General features: G+C 68.2%; 12 protein-coding genes and 1 pseudogene. 1 reads left to right on the forward strand and 12 read right to left on the reverse strand.

Annotated elements, in window-relative coordinates; genetic code table 11:
- The 9 genes and pseudogenes from AC3A6Y_RS33665 to AC3A6Y_RS33705 form a co-directional block, all read right to left on the reverse strand.
- Positions 1-275, reverse strand: a pseudogene (locus AC3A6Y_RS33665) (NAD(P)/FAD-dependent oxidoreductase); the annotation flags it as partial.
- Positions 276-305: 30 nt separating this feature from the next.
- The gene (locus tag AC3A6Y_RS33670; RefSeq protein WP_487872559.1) at positions 306-1652 is read right to left on the reverse strand and encodes a dicarboxylate/amino acid:cation symporter; all 1347 of its coding nucleotides are present in this window, start codon (positions 1650-1652) and stop codon (positions 306-308) included.
- Positions 1653-1671: 19 nt separating this feature from the next.
- Positions 1672-2616 (reverse strand): lipoyl synthase, encoded by a 945-nt coding sequence (lipA, locus tag AC3A6Y_RS33675; RefSeq protein WP_487872560.1) that lies wholly within the window; start codon positions 2614-2616, stop codon positions 1672-1674.
- A gap of 107 nt (positions 2617-2723) precedes the next feature.
- Positions 2724-5006 carry an NADP-dependent malic enzyme gene (locus AC3A6Y_RS33680; RefSeq protein ID WP_487872561.1) on the reverse strand — a complete coding sequence of 761 codons (2283 nt, stop codon included), beginning with the start codon at positions 5004-5006 and terminating at the stop codon, positions 2724-2726.
- A 39-nt stretch (positions 5007-5045) separates the two neighbouring features.
- Positions 5046-5840: an alpha/beta fold hydrolase gene (locus AC3A6Y_RS33685; protein WP_487872562.1), complete on the reverse strand. Its 795-nt coding sequence runs from the start codon at positions 5838-5840 to the stop codon at positions 5046-5048.
- Between the two features lie 10 nt (positions 5841-5850).
- Complete coding sequence (lpdA, locus tag AC3A6Y_RS33690; RefSeq protein WP_487872563.1) at positions 5851-7647, reverse strand: dihydrolipoyl dehydrogenase; 1797 nt, start codon at positions 7645-7647, stop codon at positions 5851-5853.
- Positions 7648-7660: 13 nt separating this feature from the next.
- Positions 7661-9256: a dihydrolipoyllysine-residue acetyltransferase gene (locus AC3A6Y_RS33695; RefSeq protein ID WP_487872564.1), complete on the reverse strand. Its 1596-nt coding sequence runs from the start codon at positions 9254-9256 to the stop codon at positions 7661-7663.
- 11 nt (positions 9257-9267) lie between these two features.
- The gene (aceE, locus tag AC3A6Y_RS33700; protein ID WP_487872565.1) at positions 9268-11940 is read right to left on the reverse strand and encodes a pyruvate dehydrogenase (acetyl-transferring), homodimeric type; all 2673 of its coding nucleotides are present in this window, start codon (positions 11938-11940) and stop codon (positions 9268-9270) included.
- Positions 11941-12277: 337 nt separating this feature from the next.
- Positions 12278-13315, reverse strand: a complete 1038-nt coding sequence (locus AC3A6Y_RS33705) for a VWA domain-containing protein (protein ID WP_487872566.1) — start codon at positions 13313-13315, stop codon at positions 12278-12280.
- Between the two features lie 178 nt (positions 13316-13493).
- On the opposite strand from AC3A6Y_RS33705, the gene AC3A6Y_RS33710 reads away from it, so the two are divergent.
- The gene (locus AC3A6Y_RS33710; RefSeq protein WP_487872567.1) at positions 13494-14672 is read left to right on the forward strand and encodes a hypothetical protein; all 1179 of its coding nucleotides are present in this window, start codon (positions 13494-13496) and stop codon (positions 14670-14672) included.
- Positions 14673-14759: 87 nt separating this feature from the next.
- On the opposite strand, the gene AC3A6Y_RS33715 is transcribed toward AC3A6Y_RS33710, so the two are convergent.
- From AC3A6Y_RS33715 to AC3A6Y_RS33725, 3 genes are all read right to left on the reverse strand, one after another.
- Positions 14760-15182: a universal stress protein gene (locus tag AC3A6Y_RS33715; protein WP_487872568.1), complete on the reverse strand. Its 423-nt coding sequence runs from the start codon at positions 15180-15182 to the stop codon at positions 14760-14762.
- Between the two features lie 74 nt (positions 15183-15256).
- Entirely contained in the window at positions 15257-17974 is a 2718-nt protein-coding gene (locus AC3A6Y_RS33720; RefSeq protein ID WP_487872569.1) for an HAD-IC family P-type ATPase, read from the reverse strand.
- 52 nt (positions 17975-18026) lie between these two features.
- Positions 18027-19100: an NAD(P)-dependent alcohol dehydrogenase gene (locus AC3A6Y_RS33725; RefSeq protein ID WP_487872570.1), complete on the reverse strand. Its 1074-nt coding sequence runs from the start codon at positions 19098-19100 to the stop codon at positions 18027-18029.
- Between the last annotated feature and the right edge of the window lie 110 nt (positions 19101-19210).

A 19210-nucleotide genomic window follows, 5' to 3' on the forward strand; every position in this document is an offset into this window, starting at 1 on the left:
TCGCGGTCGATGCCCGTGAGCTCGCCCAGGCGGAAGCGGAAGCGGTGCCAGTGCGCCTGCGCGAGGTAGTCGACCTCATGCGCGCTCATGTCCATGCTGCCGGCGGCGATCTCGTGCAGCTTGGGCTTCCACACGTGGGTGCGGTGCTTGTCGATCAGCGTGATGTCGGCCATGCCGCGCCTGCCCAGCGTGTCGCCCAGCCGCGTGGCCAGCTCCAGCCCGCCGGCGCCGCCGCCCACGATGACGACTCGGTGCTTCTGCACGGGGCTGTTCATGGTCGGCTGCTCGTACAGGCGCGGGGCGCTTCAGCGCGCGGGGGCCGCCACGGGCATGTGGGTCTCGACCTGGTCGAGCACCGCCTCCGGCGATTCGGCCTCGGCCGGCGTCTCGTTGTCCAGGATGCGTTTCATGCGCTCGGTGTCCAGGTCCTTGGTCCACTTGGCGACCACCACCGTGGCAACGCCGTTGCCGATCAGGTTGGTCAGCGCGCGGGCTTCCGACATGAAGCGGTCGATGCCCAGGATCAGCGCCAGGCCCGCCACCGGCACGTGACCCACGGCCGACAAGGTGGCGGCCAGCACGATGAAGCCGCTGCCGGTCACGCCGGCCGCGCCCTTGGAGGTCAGCAGCAGCACCAGCAGCAGGGTGATCTGCTGCGTCACCGTCATGTCGGTGTTGGTGGCCTGCGCGATGAACACGGCCGCCATCGTCAGGTAGATGGAGGTGCCGTCCAGGTTGAACGAGTAACCCGTCGGGACGACCAGGCCGACCACCGACTTCCTGGCGCCCAGGTTCTCGAGCTTGGCCATCATGCGCGGCAGGACGGATTCGCTCGAGGACGTGCCCAGCACGATCAGCAGCTCTTCCTTGATGTACTTGATGAACTTCCAGATGCTGAAGCCATGCGCCCGCGCGATGCCGCCGAGGATGACGAAGATGAAGAGCAGGCAGGTGATGTAGAAGGTCGCCATCAGCTGGCCGAGTTGCAGCAGCGAGCCGACGCCGTACTTGCCGATGGTGAAGGCCATCGCGCCGAAGGCACCGATCGGCGCCACCTTCATGATGTAGCCGACGATGACGAACAGGACGTGCGAGAACTTCTCGATGAAGTCGAACACCAGCGTGCCGCGACCGCCGAACTTGTGCAACGCGAAGCCGAACATCACGGCGAACAGCAGCACCTGCAGGATCTCGCCCTTGGCGAAGGCGTCGACCACCGTGCTCGGGATCACGTGCAGCAGGAAGTCGACCGTGCCCTGCATCTGCCCCGGCTGCGTATAGGCGGCGATCGACTTGGTGTCGAGCTGGCTGACGTCGACGTTCATGCCGGCGCCCGGCCGCACGATGTTGATGATGACCAGCCCCACGATCAGCGCGATGGTGCTGACGATCTCGAAGTACAGGAGCGCCAGGCCACCGGTCTTGCCGACCTTCTTCATGTCTTCCATGCCCGCGATGCCGACCACCACGGTGCAGAAGATGATCGGCGCGATGATCATCTTGATGAGCTTGATGAAGCCGTCGCCCAGCGGCTTCATGGCCGCGCCGGTCTGCGGGTAGAAGTGACCCAGCAGAACGCCGATGACGATCGCGGTGATGACCTGGAAGTACAGGGACTTGTAGAAGGGCTTGGATACGGGTTGGTGGTCCACGAAGGTCTCCTAGAAAATTTCAGACACCGGCGGCATGCGCCTGCCGGTCGGCGTGGTAGCTCGACCGCACGAGCGGTCCGCAGGCTGCATGGGCGAAGCCCATGGCGCGCGCCTGCTGCGCGAGGGTTTCGAACTGCGCGGGGGCGACGTAGCGCTCCACCGGCAGGTTGCCGGGCCGCGGCTGCAGGTACTGGCCGACGGTGAGCATGTCCACGCCATGGCGGCGCAGGTCGTGCATCACGTCGAGCACTTCGTCGTCGGTCTCGCCCAGGCCCAGCATCAGGCCGGACTTGGTGGGCACGCCGGGGCAGCGCGTGCGGAACGACTGCAGCAGCTGCAAGGAGTGCAGGTAGTCCGCGCCGGGGCGCGCCTGGCGGTACAGGCGCGGCACGGTTTCGAGGTTGTGGTTCATCACGTCCGGCGGGTCGGCGGCGAGGATGTCGAGCGCCACGTCGGCGCGGCCGCGGAAGTCGGGCGTGAGCACCTCGATCCGGGTGCCCGGCGACTGCGCGCGCACCGCGCGGATGCAGGCGGCGAAGTGCGCCGCGCCGCCGTCGCGCAGGTCGTCGCGATCGACGCTGGTGATCACCACGTACTTCAGCCGCAGCCGTGCCACCGTCTCGGCCAGATGCTGCGCCTCCTGCGGATCGGGCGGCTGCGGGCGGCCGTGCGCCACGTCGCAGAAGGGGCAGCGGCGCGTGCAGAGATCGCCCAGCACCATGAAGGTGGCCGTGCCCTTGCCGAAGCACTCGCCGATGTTGGGGCAGGAGGCCTCCTCGCACACGGTGTGCAGGCTGGCCTCGCGCAGCGTGCGCTTCACCTCGCGAAAGCTCTCGCTCTGCGAGACGCGCACGCGGATCCAGTCGGGCTTGGGCAGGGCCGGGCCTGCCTCGGCCACGCGGATCGGTATCCGGCGGGTCTTGGCGGCCCCGCGCTGCGGGCCGTGGAGCACGATGTCGATCACTGGAGTACCTTCGCCTTCGGAGCGGCCGTGCGGCTCACTGGAGTACCTTCGCCTTCGGCTGCGGTGGTATTCGCCTTCGGAGCGGCCGTGCGGCTCATGAGGCAACCTCAGGCTGCGCCGCGCTGCGAGTTGGCATCGACCACCGCCAGCGCCGTCATGTTGACGATGCGGCGCACGGTGGACGACGGCGTGAGGATGTGCACCGAGCGGGCCGCGCCCAGAAGGATGCCGCCCACCGTGATGCCGCTGCCGGCCGCCATGCGCAGGAGGTTGTAGGAGATGTTGGCCGCGTCGACGTTGGGCATGATGAGCACGTTGGCCTCGGTCTCCAGTGCCGAGTCCGGGAACTCGTGGTCGAGGATCGCCTTGGACAGCGCCGCATCGCCGCGCATCTCCCCTTCCACCGCGAGTTGCGGGTCGCTCGCCTTGATGAGCGCGAGCGCCTCGCGCATCTTCACGGCCGAGGCCGCGTTCGAGCCACCGAAGTTCGAGTGCGACAACAGCGCCACGCTGGGCGTCACGCCGAAGCGGCGCACCTCTTCGGCGGCGAGCAGCGCGATCTCGGCGACCTGCGCCGCATCGGGTTCGCGGTTGACGTGCGTGTCGCAGATGAAGAGCTGGCGGCCGGGCAGCATCAGCATCTGCATGGCGGCCAGGGTCTTGGTGCCGGGGCGCAGGCCGATCACGTCGCGCACATGGCGCAGGTGGTCGCCGTAGCCGCCGAGCGTGCCGCACAGCATGGCGTCGGCACGGCCCTGGCGCACCAGCATCGCTGCGAGCAGCGTGCCGCGGCTGCGCATCTCGGTCTGCGCCACCAGGCGCGCGACGCCCTCGCGGCGCTTGAGCTGGTAGTAGGCCTCGGCGGCGTCACCGTGCACGGCGGGGTCGAGCAGGTCGACGGCCTCGCAGTCGGTTCCCAGCGTCAGGCGCAGCCCGTACTGCGCGATGCGCTCGGCAATCACCTCGGGGCGGCCCAGCAGCAGCGGCCGCGCCAGGCCTTCGTCCACCACCACCTGCGCGGCGCGCAGGACGCGCTCGTCCTCGCCCTCGGCGTAGACCACGCGCTTGGGCGACTGCTTGGCGGCCGCGAACAGCGGCTGCATGCTGCTGCCCGACTGGTAGACGAACTGCGACAGGCGCTGGCGATAGGCCTTCATGTCGGCGATCGGCCGCGTCGCCACGCCGCTGTCGACCGCGGCCTGCGCGACCGCGGGCGCGACGGCCTCGATCAGGCGCGGATCGAAGGGCTTGGGAATCAGGTAGTCGCGGCCGAAGCGCAGGCCGAGCGCGCCATAGGCCTGCGCCACCACTTCGGGAATCTCGGCGTGCGCAAGCTCCGCGATGGCGCGCACGGCGGCCAGCTTCATTTCCTCGTTGATGGTGGTGGCGCCCACGTCGAGCGCGCCGCGGAAGATGAACGGAAAGCACAGGACGTTGTTGACCTGGTTCGGATAGTCCGAGCGCCCGGTGCCGAGGATGGCGTCGGGGCGCACCGCGAGTGCGTCCTCCGGCAGGATCTCCGGCGTCGGGTTGGCCATCGCGAGAATGATGGGGTCGCGCGCCATCTCATTGACCATCTCGGGCTTGAGCACCCCGCCGGCCGAGAGGCCGAGGAAGATGTCGGCACCGCCGATCACGTCGGCCAGCTTGCGCGCCGGGGTGTCCTGCGCGTAGCGGGCCTTGTTCGGATCCATCTGCTCCTTGCGGCCGGTGTAGACCACACCCGCGCTGTCCGACACGTAGATGTTGTGCATCGGCAGGCCGAGGCTCACGATCAGGTCGAGGCAGGCCAGCGCTGCCGCACCGGCGCCCGAGGCGACCAGCTTCACTTCGCGGATGTCCTTCTTCACGTGCCGCAGCGCATTGAGGATGGCGGCCGCCGCGACGATGGCGGTGCCGTGCTGGTCGTCGTGGAAGACCGGGATCTTCATGCGCTCGCGCAGCTTCTTCTCGATGTAGAAGCACTCGGGTGCCTTGATGTCCTCGAGGTTGATGCCGCCGAAGGTGGGCTCCATGCGCGCGATGGTGTCGATGAGCGCGTCGGGATCGGTCTCGTCGAGCTCGATGTCGAACACGTCGATGCCGGCGAACTTCTTGAAGAGGCAGCCCTTGCCTTCCATCACCGGCTTGCCGGCCAGCGCGCCGATGTTGCCGAGCCCCAGCACCGCCGTGCCGTTGGTGATGACCGCCACCAGATTGGCGCGCGAAGTGAGGTTCATGGCCTCGGCCGGGTCGCGCGCGATCTCCAAGCACGCGTCGGCCACGCCGGGCGAGTAGGCCAGCGCGAGGTCGCGCTGCGTGGCCATCGGCTTGGTCGGGTTCACCGAGATCTTGCCGGGCGTGGGATAGCGGTGGTAGTCGAGGGCGGCTTCGCGCAGCTTGTCGGACATGAGGCGGTCTCCGTGTGTTTCTTCGGTCGTGGCCAGGGATCAGTTCTGGGCCAGCGCGCAGGCGTCGCGCAGCCAGTCGTTCAGTCCGCACAGCAGGGCGTCCGGCTGGTCCGCATGCACCCAGTGGCCGGCGTCGGCAATGCGCTCGAGCGCGGCGCCCGGGAACATCGCGCGGATGCCTGGCAGGGATGCGGGCTGAAGGTAGTCGGACTCCGTGCCGGCGATGAAGAGTGCGGGCCCTTCGTAGCAGGCATTGCGCAGCGTCGCAGGAAAGTCGCAAAGATCGCGCATGCACAGGCCCGTCGCGAGCAGATTGAGCCGCCAGTCGAAGCGGTCGCGCTCCCGGCGCAGGTTCTGCATCAGGAAGTCGGCCGGCGCATCGGCGCTCAGGCTTTCGGCCAGTGCCCGGCGGATCTCGCGGCGGCCTGCGGCGCCGGCGACGTCGAGGTTGCGCATGGCCGACACGTAGGAGGAGAACTGCCCCGCGTAGCTTTCGGGGGCGATGTCGATGACCGCCAGGCCGCCCACGGCGTGCGGGTGCGAGAGCGCCAGCGTCATCGCCGTCTTGCCGCCCATGCTGTGGCCGACGACGAAGGGCCGCTGCAGCTGTTCCCGCTCGATGAGCGCGAGCACGTCGTGCGCCATCTCGACGTACGACATGGACTCGGCCCAGGGCGAGGCGCCATGGTTGCGAGCGTCGGGCAGGTAGACCCGGTAGTCCGCGGCCAGCGACTGCGCGACATTCGCCCAGTTGCGCCCGGCGCCGAACAGGCCATGCAGGATCACCACCGGGGGCCCCGATCCCAGGGCCTCGAAAGCGAGTTCTAGCGGCATTCGCACGTCCCTACTTCTTCTTCACCGGGGGCAGGTCGGTGCAGACGCCCTCGAACAGTTCGGCGGCCATGCCGATGGATTCGCCCAGCGTGGGATGCGGGTGGATGGTCTTGCCGATGTCGCCGGGCTCGCAGCCCATTTCGATGGCCAGGCACAGCTCGCTGATCAGGTCGCCCGCATGCGTGCCGACGATGCCGCCGCCGACGATGCGGTGCGTGGCCTCGTCGAAGATCAGCTTGGTGAAGCCTTCGTCGCGGCCGTTGGCGATGGCGCGGCCCGACGCGGCCCAGGGGAACACGGCCTTGCCGACCTTCAGGCCCTCGGTCTTGCACTGCTCTTCGGTCTTGCCGGCCCAGGCGACCTCGGGGTCGGTGTAGGCCACCGACGGAATCTGCCGCGCATCGAAGAACGCCGCTTCGCCGTGCGCCGCCTCGGCCGCCACGTGCGCCTCGTGCACCGCCTTGTGGGCGAGCATGGGCTGGCCGACGATGTCGCCGATGGCGTGGATGTGCGGCACATTGGTGCGCATCTGCTTGTCGACCTCGATGAAGCCGCGCTCGGTAACGGCCACGCCGGCCTTGTCGGCGCCGATCTTCCTGCCGTTGGGGCTGCGGCCCACGGCCACGAGCACCAGGTCGTAGACCTGCGGCTCCTTCGGCGCCTTCTCGCCTTCGAAGCTGACCTCGATGCCGGCCTGGGTCGCCTTGCCACCCACGGTCTTGGTCTTGAGCATGACGTTGTCGAAGCGTGGTGCGTTGAACTTCTCCCACACCTTGACGAGGTCGCGGTCGGCGCCCTGCATCAGGCCGTCGAGCATCTCGACCACGTCGATGCGCGTGCCGAGCGTCGAGTAGACGGTGGCCATCTCCAGGCCGATGATGCCGCCGCCGATCACCAGCATGCGCTTGGGAATGCTCTTGAGCAGCAGCGCGCCGGTGGAATCGACGATGCGCTCGTCGTCGGGCATGAAGGGCAGCTTCACGGACTGGGAGCCCGCGGCGATGATGGCCTTGGCGAACTTCACCACCTTCTTCGCGCCGCCCTCGCCCACCACCTCGACATGGTGAGGATCGAGAAAACTGCCGACCCCGGTGACCACCTCGACCTTGCGTGCCTTCGCCATGCCGGCCAGGCCGCCGGTGAGCTTCTTGACGACGCCCTCCTTGAAGCCGCGCAGCGCGTCGATGTCGATCTGGGGGGCGGTGTACTTGATGCCGTGCTTGCCGAGCAGCTTCACCTCGTCCATAACGCCGGCCGTGTGCAGCAGCGCCTTCGACGGGATGCAGCCGACGTTGAGGCACACGCCGCCGAGGGTGGCATAGCGCTCGACCAGCACGGTCTTCATGCCGAGGTCGGCGCTGCGGAAGGCGGCCGAATAGCCGCCGGGGCCGGCGCCGAGCACGAGCACCTCGCATTCGATGTCGGCCTTTCCGGCATAGCTTGCGGCGGTGGGGGCGGCTGCGCCCTCGCCCCCCGCCCTCTCGCGCGGGGCGGGAGAGGGCGCCGGAGCCGCATCGCTCCGGCTCCCGCTTGCGGCAGAGGGCTGGGGCGAGGGTGCCCCCGCGGCCGCCGCCTCGACCACCAGGATCACCGACCCTTCGTTCACCTTGTCCCCGAGCGCGACCTTCAGCTCCTTCACGGTGCCCGCATGGCTCGACGGAATCTCCATCGAGGCCTTGTCGGACTCCACCATGATCAGCCCGGTATCGACCGCGATGACCTCGCCGGGCTTGACCAGCAGCTCGATGATCGCGACATCCTTGAAGTCGCCGATGTCGGGGACCTTGACTTCCACCATGTTTGCCATTGGGCAGCTTCCTTCAGAACAGCACGCGCCGCAGGTCGGCGAGCACGTTGGCGAAATGGACGTTGAAGCGCGCGGCGGCGGCGCCGTCGATCACGCGGTGGTCCCACGACAGGGACAGCGGCAGCGTGAGGCGCGAGGTGTAGGTCTTGCCGTCGCTGGAATGCTGCTTCCAGTAGCTCTTGCACACGCCCATGATGGCGACCTCGGGCGCATTGATGATCGGCGTGAAGTAGATGCCGCCGATGCCGCCGAGCGAACTGATGGTGAAGGTGCCGCCCGACATCTGGTCGGGCTTGAGCTTGCCGTCGCGCGCGAGCTTGGCGAGCTCGCCCATCTCCTTGGCGATCTCGGGCACCGTCTTCTTGTCAGCGTCGCGGATCACCGGCACCATCAGGCCATTGGGCGTGTCGGCCGCGAAGCCGATGTGCCAGTAGTTCTTGAGCACCAGCGCGTCACTGTCGAGGCTGGCGTTGAACTCCGGAAACTTCTTCAGCGTGGCGACGGCTGCCTTCATCATGAAGGGCAGCATGCTGATCTTCACGCCCGACTTGTCGAGTTCCTTGTTCATCTGAACGCGGAAGGGCTCGAGCTCGGTGATGTCGGCCTCGTCGTGCGTCGTCACGTGCGGGATGACGACCCAGTTGCGGTGCAGGTTGGCGGCACTGATCTTCTTGATGCGGGGCAGCTCCCGGCGCTCGGTCGGGCCGAACTTGGCGAAGTCGACCTTGGGCCAGGGCAGCAGGTCGATGCCGCCGACGCCACCGCCGGCGGGTGCCGCGGCCGCCTTGCCGGCAGCCTGTGCAGCGGCTGCGCCGCCGCCCTTTGCAAAGGCCTCGACGTCGGCGCGCACGATGCGGCCGTGGTCGCCGCTGCCCTTGAGCTTGCCGAGATCGACGCCGAGTTCGCGTGCGAGCTTGCGCACGGCAGGGCCGGCGTACGCGAGTGCGAAGGCGGCTTCGTCGATGCCGCCGGCGGATGCGGCGGCCTGCGCAGGTGCAGGCGCCGCGGCGGCGGGCGCTGCCGGCGAAGCGGCCGGGGTCGCGGCCGCAGGATCGCCCGTCGCGAGCGACAGGATCACCGAACCCTCGCTGACCTTGTCGCCGATCTTGACGCCGATGGCCGTCACCACGCCCGACAGCGGCGCGGGCACGTCCATCGTGGCCTTGTCGGATTCGAGCGAGACGATCGGGTCCTCGGCCTTCACCGTGTCTCCGACCTTCACAAAGATCTCGATGACGGGCACGTCCTTGAAGTCGCCGATGTCGGGCACGCGCACCTCGGCCACGCCGGCCGGCGCGGTGGTGGCGGCCGGTGCGGCGCTGACGCTCGGCTTGGCGGCTTCGGCCGGCGCGGGCGCTGCGGCGCCGCCTTCGGCCTTGAAGCGCATGAGGACGCTGCCTTCACTGACCTTGTCCCCCAGCTCGACGGCGATGGACTCGACCACGCCGCCGCGCGGCGCCGGCACGTCCATCGTGGCCTTGTCGGACTCCAGCGAGACGAGCGGGTCTTCCGCCTTCACCGTGTCGCCCGGCTTCACGAAGATCTCGATGACGGGCACATCGCTGAAGTCGCCGATGTCCGGAACCTTGATGTCGATTGCGTTGCTCATTTCTTCTTGCCTCAGACGGTCCAGGGGGCGGCGCGCTCGGCATCGAGCCCGTACTTCTCGATCGCCTCGGCAACGACGGCGGGCTTGATCGCGCCGTCATCGGCCAGCGCCTTGAGCGCGGCCACGACGACGTGCCAGCGGTCGACCTCGAAGAAGCGGCGCAGCTTCCGGCGGTAGTCGCTGCGGCCGAAGCCGTCGGTGCCCAGCACCGTGTAGCGCCGGCCCGCGGCCTGCACGTACTCGCGCACCTGGTCGGCGTAGTTGCGCATGTAGTCGGTAGCGGCAATCACCGGGCCGTCGTGCCCCTCCAGGCTTTGCTCGACATGGCTCTTGCGCGGCGCCTCGGTCGGATGCAGCCGGTTCCAGCGTTCGGCCGCCATGCCGTCACGGCGCAGCTCGTTGTAGCTGGTGGCGCTCCACACGTCGGCGGCGATGCCGAAGTCGCTCTTGAGCAGCTCGGCCGCGAACATCACCTCGCGCAGGATGGTGCCGCTGCCCATGAGCTGCACGCGCTGGCCCTTCCTGGACGCCTTGCCGCCGTCGCTGAGCTGGTACAGGCCCTTGAGAATGCCCGCCTCGCTGCCCTCGGGCATGCCGGGGTGCGGGTAGTTCTCGTTCATCAGGGTGATGTAGTAGTAGACGTCCTCCTGCTCGGCGTACATGCGGCGCATGCCGTCGCGCACGATGGCCACGACTTCGTAGGCGAAGGTCGGGTCGTACGAGATGCAGTTGGGGATGGTGCCGGCCAGGATGTGGCTGTGGCCGTCCTCGTGCTGCAGGCCCTCGCCGTTGAGCGTGGTGCGCCCCGCGGTGCCGCCCAGCAGGAAGCCGCGCGCGCGCATGTCGCCGGCCAGCCAGGCCAGGTCGCCCACGCGCTGCAGGCCGAACATCGAGTAGTAGATGTAGAACGGGATCATCGGCACGTTGTTCGTGCTGTACGAGGTGGCCGCGACGATCCAGCTGGACATCGCGCCGCCCTCGTTGATGCCTTCCTGCAGCACCTGCCCGTCCTTGGACTCGCGGTAGTACATGAGCTGGTCGGCGTCCTGCGGCTTGTAGAGCTGGCCGAGCGAGGACCAGATGCCGAGCTGGCGGAACATGCCTTCCATGCCGAAGGTGCGCGACTCGTCGGGCACGATGGGCACCACGTGCTTGCCGATGGCCTTGTCCCGCACCAGCGTACCGAGCATCTGCACGAAGGCCATGGTGGTGGAGATCTCGCGCTCGCCGGTGTCCTTGAGCAGCCGCTCGAAGGCGGCCAGCGGCGGAATCTCGAGCGCGACCGACTTGCGGCGGCGCTGCGGCAAATAACCGCCGAGCGCAGCGCGGCGCTCGCGCAGGTACTGCATCTCGGGGCTGTCCTCCGCGAGCCGGATGAAGGGCACGTCGGGCAGCTCCTCGTCGGACACGGGGATCTGGAAGCGGTCGCGGAAGCCGCGCAGCGCGTCCTGCGTCATCTTCTTGGCCTGGTGGGCGATCATCTGGCCCTCGCCGGATTCGCCCATGCCGTAGCCCTTGACCGTTTTCGGCAGGATCAGCGTGGGCTGGCCCTTGTGCTTGACGGCGGCGGCGTAGGCGGCGAACACCTTCTCGGGGTCGTGGCCGCCGCGGGTCAGCGCCCAGATCTGCTCGTCGCTCATGTCGGCGACCAGGGCCTGGGTCTCTTCGTACTTGCCGAAGAAGTGCTCCCGCACGTAGGCGCCGCTCTTGCTCTTGAAGTCCTGGTATTCGCCGTCGACGCACTCTTCCATGCGCTGCAGCAGCTTGCCGCTCTTGTCCTTGGCGAGCAGCGCGTCCCAGCCGCTGCCCCAGAGCACCTTGATGACGTTCCAGCCGGCGCCGCGGAACACGCTCTCGAGCTCCTGCACGATCTTGCCGTTGCCGCGCACCGGGCCGTCGAGGCGCTGCAGGTTGCAGTTGATGACGAACACGAGGTTGTCCAGGCTCTCGCGGCCCGCGAGCGAGATCGCGCCGAGCGATTCGGGCTCATCCATCTCGCCGTCGCCCATGAAGGCCCAGACCTTGCGCGGCGCCGTCTCGGCGAGCCCGCGCCCCTGCAGGTACTTGAGGAAACGTGCCTGGTAGATCGCCATCAGCGGGCCCAGGCCCATCGAGACGGTGGGGAACTGCCAGAAGTCGGGCATGAGCCAGGGGTGCGGATACGAGGGGATGCCGTTGCCCTCGGCCTCCTGGCGGTAGTTGAGCAGCTGCTGCTCGCTCAGGCGGCCTTCGAGGAAGGCGCGCGCATAGATCCCGGGCGAGCTGTGGCCCTGGATGAAGAGCAGGTCGCCGCCATGGGTGTCGGTGGCCGCATGCCAGAAATGGCCGAAACCGATGTCGTAGAGCGTGGCCGCGGACTGGAAGCTCGCGATGTGGCCGCCGAGTTCGGACGAGTCCTTGTTGGCGCGCAGGATGATCGCCATCGCGTTCCAGCGGATGATGGAGCGCAGACGGTGCTCGATCTCGCGGTTGCCGGGGGACTTTTCTTCCTTCTCGGGCGGGATCGTGTTCTTGTAGGCCGTGTTCAGCGAACGGGGCACATACACGCCGTCGCGGCGGCCCTCGTCGACGAGGCGGTTCAAGAGGAAGTTCGCGCGCTCGCTGCCGCGGTGCTGTTGAACCGCGCCGAGCGCGTCGATCCACTCGCCGGTTTCCGTGGGGTCCAGGTCGCCCATGGTGCTCATCGGTTTGTCTCCTGTGTCATGGCCGCGATCCGCATCGGGCGAAGCGGTCGGGCCTTGTACTGAGCAATCGATGTGCCACGCGGCGCACGGCGCCCACGGCGCGCTAAGTCGTTGATTTCACGAGGGATGAGACCAGAGGGAAGCGGATGCCGCGCCGACGATCCGGATGCGGAGCGAGGAGGCTGTCCGAATTGCCGGACCGCGGACTGGGGAAAACCCTGGGGCCCATGGCGGGCAGCGCGGCAACGGCTGCGATGGCTCTCGTCAGGGGACGGTCGATGCGAGGCGTGCGTGCAGGACGTGCGGGCGCGCCCGGCCGGCAGCGGATCGGCCGAGCTCAGGCGATTCGCCCGAACCAGAGCAGCGACAGCGTTGCCGCCGTCAACGCAATCAAGGCAGAGACCAGCGCCAGCACGCCGGCGAGCTCGGTCTCACGGGTCAGCACCTGCACGCGAGAGCCGAGCTTTTCGTAGACGCTGCGCAGCATCTCGGCCGTGCCGGCATGGTGGTACTCGCCGCCGGTCATCCGCGCGACTTCGCGAAGGGTCGGCTCGTCCAGCTTCATGTAGATGGCCATGCCGTCCGGCGTCGAAGCGTCGCCGTCCACCGTCCCCAGCCCCACCACGTAGATGCGGACACCGCGCTCCGCGGCCATCTGCGCCGCCGCCAGCGTATCGACGCCGGTGGTGCGGCGGCCGTCGCTCAGCAGGATGATCGCGGCGGAATCGTAGGAGCCCGGCGCCACCGGCGTGAAGGGCTTGGGCGGCGGCTTCGCCTTGTCGTCCAGGCTGCGCCCCTGCGGCTTGCTGCCGAAGCTCATGTCGCCGAGATCGATGCCCTGATCCGGAAACAGCTCCGCCAGGCACAGCACGATCGCGTTGCCGACCGCCGTGCCCATCTGCATCTGAAAGCCGTCGATGGCTGCAACCACCGACGCGCGGTCCAGCGTCGCGCGCTGGGTGACCTGGCTGCTTCCGGCGAAGGTGACGAGCCCGACCTCGATCTCCTTGGGCAGCTCCCGCAGGAACAGCTTGGCCGCTGCCTGCGCGGCCTCCAGCCGGGTCGGCTTGACGTCGCTGACGCGCATGCTGAGGGACACGTCCATGGCCAGGATGATCGAGGTCCGCGCCCACGGCATGGGCACCCGCGCCACGGGCCGCGCCGCGGCGATCAGCAAGCCGCAGCAGGCCAGCAGGAACAGCGCGGGCGGCAGGTGCCGCCGCCATTGGCGTCCGGTCGCCGCCGCGCGCACCATGCCCACGTTGCTGTAGCGCAAGGCCGCCTTGCCCGGGCGGTTCAGGAGCCAGAGATACGCCGCCGGCAGCAGCGCGAGCGCCGGCAGCAACCAGAGGGACTCGGGCCAGAGGAAGAACATGGGTGGTGAAGTTCCCGTGGGACTCGGCAGCTGGAACTCCGGCGGCGGCAGGCGGCCCAGGAGTTCTGCGCAGCGCGGCAACATCGTGCCTGCGACGGGTTCGTTTCGCAACCGCCAAGTGCTGCAGGACGCTACGGGAGCGGGGCCTGGAGGCCGATGTCTGGTACAACGCTTTGCCATGACCGTCCCGTCCGCGGCTTCGCTCGTCGATCTCGTGCTCGGCCTGGCGCTCGGCGCTTCCGACGAGGCCGCGGGCAATCGCTGCTCGCTCGAAGGCGTCAGCTGGAAGCCCGGCCACGAGGGGGCGATCGAGCTCGGTATCCGCAAGCTCGATGCAGAGGCGCTCCGGCTTGCGTCGGGACCGCTGGTGCTGGAGATCGGCCGTGTCGTCGTGCACGAGCTGGTGGGGCAGATGCGGATCGAGGCCGGCAGGCCGCATCTGCCCGTTGTCGAGGCGGCGGAAGCCGAGCTCTCGGGCGTCCGGTTGCACGGTCCCTTGATCCTGCCGCCGCAACTCGGGGCGCTGCTGGGCGCCTTTCAGGCGCGGGGCGGCGCGGTGCGGGCTGCCGGCATCGGGGCAGGCGAGGCGGGCGCGGCAGAGGCCGGCACATGGTGCCTCGGCCCGCTCGCAAGTGCCGACGGCACGATTCGCGGGGAGATCACCGACGCGCACCTGCTGTTCGACGCCGAGGTGACGGTGCCGATACGGCATGGCCGGATCGACTTCAACGACGCCACCGTCGAACACGTGGGACCGGATTCACGCATGGGCGTGAGCCGGCTCGGACTGTATGTCGACGCCCCGAACGGGCGCAGCTACCTTTACCAGTTTGCATCGGCGCCGCTCATGGGGGTCGAATTCGAACGGCGCGGCGCCTTGCTGAGCCCGTGGGTGTCCGAGCGCGGCAAGCTGCAGCTGCAGGCTTTTGCCGAGGCGCTGCTGCGCCAGGCCGCGGGTGACCAGAGCCACGGCCTCACGGAACAGGCGCACCTGTTGCTGGAACGCACAGCGCTCTCGGGCGAGGTGCAGCTGAGCGACGGTCTTTTCGCCATGCCGGGCGTGCAGGCCCGCACCGAGGGACGCGGCGAAGGCCGCAATGCGATCCGCCTCCACTCGGAGGCCGTCGGCAGCGGCCTGGGCTTCGAGATGGCATCCCTGTCGGTCCGCGACGCGACGGCAAGCTGGGGCGGGGTTCATCTGCGCTGCAACACGATCGCGGCGCGGCTCCAGCTCGAGCTTGCCATTGCGGGTCCGCAGATGCGCTTCGTGCTCGCGCTTCAGGACGCCAAGATCACCGGGCTGCGGCTCGAAGGGCGCCGGGCCGGCGATCCGGTCGCGCCGGCTCGAAGGCCCTGACGCAATGTATCCGAACCGCTCCCCGCGCCATGAACGCTCTTGGCCCGGCTTCCCCGCAAACGCTGCGCCCTGCTCCACCCTCCCGCCTCAACGCACGATCAGAACAGGCACCTTGCTCAAGGCGAGGACCTTCATCGTGACCGATCCCATCAAGAGTCCAGCGAGCGCGCCGTGACCGTGCGACCCCATGATGATCAGATCGAAGCTATCGCCATCGGCCATCGCCGCGACAACCCGCGCGGCACCCCCGACCCTGCTGACGTGGTCCGCATGGAGTCCGTGGCGCTTGAAGAATGCCCGAATCGGTTCGAACACCCGCTCTGACTCGCTCGCGTAGTAGAGTTTCAGAACATCGCCCGGGATATACGCGGCTGCGCGCGGGGGCATCGGCTCCACGCAGTGAACCACCGTGTATCGGTGCACCTGGTTCAGCCATTCATCGTGCGCTGCCAGATGGTCCAGCATTCGCTCGGTGTAGATGCTTCCGTCAGCGGCGATGAGTATCTTCATAAATCTTCCTGGTTGTATGGTTCCCGCACGCCCAGCGACCTGGCAGCTCTGTACCGCCGAACGCGGCGTGGCATTCATGGCACGAGCTCCCGGAATAGCCGCAATCGGCGAGCGAGTGCCTTTTCCGCCTCGAGCAACAACAGCAACGCGCCGCCCGCGCCGCCTGCGAGCAGCAGGTCGACAGCCGCCAACGGTTGCGTCGCGAAGAGCCGATTCATCACCGGCAGGTAGGTGAAGGCCAGTTGCATCGCCGCCAACGCCCCCACCGCGGCCAGCACGGCAGGCGTGCCGAGCGCGCCGCGCAGCGTGAACGATCGCATGCCCAGATAGCGCACGTTGAAGAGGTACGCCACCTCCATGGCCATCACGGCGTTGACGACCAGCGTGCGCGCGGTGTCCAGACTGTCGCCGCGACCCAGCACATGGAAAAGCAGTCCCAGCGTCACGATGCCGAAGATGGTGGACACCAGCACCACTCGCCACAGCATGAATCGCGAGAGCAGGGGCGCATCGGCGCGCCGCGGAGGCCGGGCCATCACGCCCGGCTCGGGCGGCTCGAAGGCAAGCGCCAAGCCCAGCGTGACCGACGTGACCAGATTCACCCAGAGGATCTGCGCCGCGCTCATCGGCAGCGCGAAGCCCAGCAGCACCGCGATCAACACGCCCAGCACTTCCCCGCCGTTGGTCGGCAGCGTCCAGGCAATGACCTTGCGAACGTTGTCGTGCACGGTCCGGCCCTCGTGCACGGCATTCACGATGGAGGCGAAGTTGTCATCGAGCAGCACCATCTCGGAAGCCTCCTTGGCCGCCTCGGTGCCCTTGATGCCCATGGCCACGCCCACGTCGGCCTGCTTGAGCGATGGCGCGTCATTGACGCCGTCGCCTGTCATGGCGACCACCTCCCCTCGCGATTGCAGGGCCCGAACGATGCGCAGCTTGTGTTGCGGGCTGGTGCGCGCGAACACGTGGGTGTGCTCGACGAGGTCGGGCAGCGACGCGTCCGACACGGCGTCCAGCTGGGCACCGGTCAGTGTCCGCGGCTCGTCGCAGAGATCGAGCTGCCGGGCGATGGCTGTCGCCGTATCGGCGTGGTCGCCCGTGATCATCTTGACGGCGATGCCGGCCGCCCTGCACTCCGCAATCGCGCGACGGGCTTCCTGGCGTGGCGGATCGATGAAGCCCACGAGTCCGAGCCACTCGACGCCGCCGGCGACGTCATCGAAGTGGAGGTGACCATGCTGCGCCGGCAGGCGTTTCGCGCCGAAGCCGAGCAAGCGTTCGCCGTTCGAGGCAGCTTCGGCGAGCGCCGCCGCCCAACGTGCGCGAATGGCGCCGGACATCGGCTGCGCCATCTCCAGAATCCGCTCGGGCGCGCCCTTGACGAACACCACCGATTGTCCCGAGGGGTCCCGGTGCAGCGTCGCCATGAACCGGTGGACGGCGTCGAACGGGATTTCGTCCACACGGGGCCAATTGCCGCGTTCGTGGTCAGGATCGAGTCCAGCCTTGCCGGCAAGCGCAAGCAGCGCCCCTTCCATCGGATCTCCGAGGACGGTCCACGCCCCATCGAGCTCCCGAAGGGTCGCTTCGTTGCAGAGCAATGCACAGCGCAGCAGTGCGGTCGCATCGGCGAGCGCATCGGCATCGTCGCTGTCGCCGGTGGCACGCAGGCGTCCGTGAGGCGCGTACCCTTCGCCATCGACCATCAAGGTGTGCGATGGCCCGATGACGCGGCAGGCCGTCATCTCGTTGCGCGTCAGTGTCCCCGTCTTGTCCGAGCAGATCACCGACGTCGCGCCGAGGGTCTCCACGGCGGGCAGCCGACGGATCACTGCGTTGCGCGCGGCCATGCGCTGCACGCCGATGGCCAGCGTGATCGTGATGACGGCCGGCAGCCCTTCGGGGATCACGCCGACTGCCATCGCGACGACGGCCATCAGCGCATCGACCCAGCTCCATTCGCGAATCCACACGGCGTAGGCGAAGAGCATCGCCGCGCCGGCAGCCACGAGCGCGGCGAAGCGGCGGCCGAACCGGTCGATCTGGCGCAGCAAGGGCGTGGTCAGCGGCTCCACCGACGACAGCAGGTCGCTGATGCGCCCGAGCTCGGTACGCATGCCCGTGGCGACGACCACACCGCTCGCCTGCCCGGCCGCGACCATCGTGCCGGAGAACGCCATGCTGTGGCGGTCGCCGAGCGCAGCATCGCGGGCTGCCGGGCGGTCCTGCTTCTGCGCAGCGACCGACTCGCCGGTGAGCAAGGCCTCGTCGATCAACAGGCCGCGCGCCCGCAGCAGCCGCAGATCCGCCGGCACGCGGTCGCCCGCTTCGAGCAACACGACGTCGCCCGGAATCAGGTCGGCAACCGACACGCTCAAGCGGTTGCCGTCGCGCAAGACATGGGCGCGCGGCGAGATCAGGCGCCGGATCGCGGCCAGGGCGTTCTCCGCCTTGCCTTCCTGGAGGAAGCCGACGATCGCATTGACCAGCACGACGGCGACGATCACCGCAGCGTCGAGCCCATGCCCCAACCAGGCGGCGGCGGCCGCCGCCGTCAGCAATGCATAGATGAGCGTGCTGTGAAACTGGGCAAGGAAGCGGGTCAGCGGGTGGCGGGTGGGCGCCGGCGGCAGCGCGTTCGGACCGTGCACGGCCAGGCGCAGCGCGGCCTCCGCCTGGGTAAGGCCTCCGTGGCTGCTTTCCAGCGCAGCGAGCACATCGTCGCCACCCCGAGCGTGCCATTGCGAAGCTTCCGGAGCATGTTGCTGGTCACCCTCGGCGGGGCGTTCCATGCGCAGAGCGGAAAATGCCGGATGCATAGGCCGACGATGGCTCAAGGATGGCTCAAGGCGTGATCGCCACCTTCAACACACCCTCGCGTTGGTTTCCGAACAGTTCGTAGGCCTGCTCGATGTCGTCGAGCTTGAAGCGATGCGTCACCATTGGGCCGAGGTCGACGCGACCGGACTGGATGACGGCCATCAGGCGGCGCATGCGCTCCTTGCCGCCAGGACAAAGCGTGGTCACGATCTGGTGATCGCCCAATCCTGCTGCGAAGGCGCCGAGCGGAATCTTCAGGTCGCTGGAGTAGACGCCCAGGCTCGACAGCGTTCCGCCCGGCCGCAGTACCCGCAGGCAAGCTTCGAAGGTCGACTGCTTGCCCAGTGCCTCGATCGCGACATCCACGCCCCGCCCTTCGGTGAGGCGCATGATTTCGTCGATCGGGTCCTTCGCGTTGCTGTCGATCACATGATCGGCGCCCATGCGGCGCGCGATCTCGAGCCGGTTCGACAGGTGGTCCACGCCGATGACCGTCGTTGCGCCGCTCAGCTTGGCGCCCGCCGTCGCGCAAAGGCCGATCGGGCCTTGCGCGAAGACCGCGACGGTGTCGCCGATGCGGATGCCCGCGCGCTCGGCGCCTCCGAAGCCGGTGGACATGATGTCGGGACACATGAGTACCTGTTCGTCCGTCAAGTCATCCGGCACCGGCGCCAGATTGGCCATGGCATCGGGTACCAGAACGTACTCCGCCTGGCAGCCGTCGATGGTGTTGCCGAACTTCCAACCGCCCATGGGCTTCCAGCCATGCTTTGTGCCGGCGCCATCCTGCGAGCATGCACCGCAGAGGCAGGCGTTGCTCCATCCGCTGGGCGTGATGGCACCCGCAATGACCCGCTGACCTTCGCGAAATCCCGAGACGGCGGAGCCCAGCTTTTCGATCACGCCAACCGGCTCATGACCGATGGTCAGGCCCTTGGCGACGGGGTATTCGCCTTTGAGAATATGGACATCGGTCCCGCAGATCGTCGTCGTGGTCACTCTCATCAGCGCATCGAGCGGCCCGACGTCGGGAATCGGCTTCTCGTCCAGCACGATACGACCCGGTTGCACGAAGATTGCTGCCTTCATCATCGTCATTTGAAACTCTCCACTTCATGTCTGGCACTGCGACCGTCAAGGTAGCAGCCGTGCCGAGAAGTGAATTGATCTGCATCAAATGCGAAGCCTGGGGGCAGGCCGGGAGCTCG

It is taken from the genome of Variovorax sp. Soil_C_17 (genome assembly GCF_057657265.1).

What these genes read in the sequence shown, in the direction of transcription:
- AC3A6Y_RS33680 (WP_487872561.1), bottom strand. Translation starts at nt 5,006, where the DNA reads ATGTCCGACAAGCTGCGCGAAGCCGCCCTCGACTACCACCGCTATCCC.
- AC3A6Y_RS33685 (WP_487872562.1), bottom strand. Translation starts at nt 5,840, where the DNA reads ATGCCGCTAGAACTCGCTTTCGAGGCCCTGGGATCGGGGCCCCCGGTG.
- lpdA (WP_487872563.1), bottom strand. Translation starts at nt 7,647, where the DNA reads ATGGCAAACATGGTGGAAGTCAAGGTCCCCGACATCGGCGACTTCAAG.
- AC3A6Y_RS33695 (WP_487872564.1), bottom strand. Translation starts at nt 9,256, where the DNA reads ATGAGCAACGCAATCGACATCAAGGTTCCGGACATCGGCGACTTCAGC.
- aceE (WP_487872565.1), bottom strand. Translation starts at nt 11,940, where the DNA reads ATGAGCACCATGGGCGACCTGGACCCCACGGAAACCGGCGAGTGGATC.
- AC3A6Y_RS33705 (WP_487872566.1), bottom strand. Translation starts at nt 13,315, where the DNA reads ATGTTCTTCCTCTGGCCCGAGTCCCTCTGGTTGCTGCCGGCGCTCGCG.
- AC3A6Y_RS33710 (WP_487872567.1), top strand. Translation starts at nt 13,494, where the DNA reads ATGACCGTCCCGTCCGCGGCTTCGCTCGTCGATCTCGTGCTCGGCCTG.
- AC3A6Y_RS33715 (WP_487872568.1), bottom strand. Translation starts at nt 15,182, where the DNA reads ATGAAGATACTCATCGCCGCTGACGGAAGCATCTACACCGAGCGAATG.
- AC3A6Y_RS33720 (WP_487872569.1), bottom strand. Translation starts at nt 17,974, where the DNA reads ATGGAACGCCCCGCCGAGGGTGACCAGCAACATGCTCCGGAAGCTTCG.
- AC3A6Y_RS33725 (WP_487872570.1), bottom strand. Translation starts at nt 19,100, where the DNA reads ATGACGATGATGAAGGCAGCAATCTTCGTGCAACCGGGTCGTATCGTG.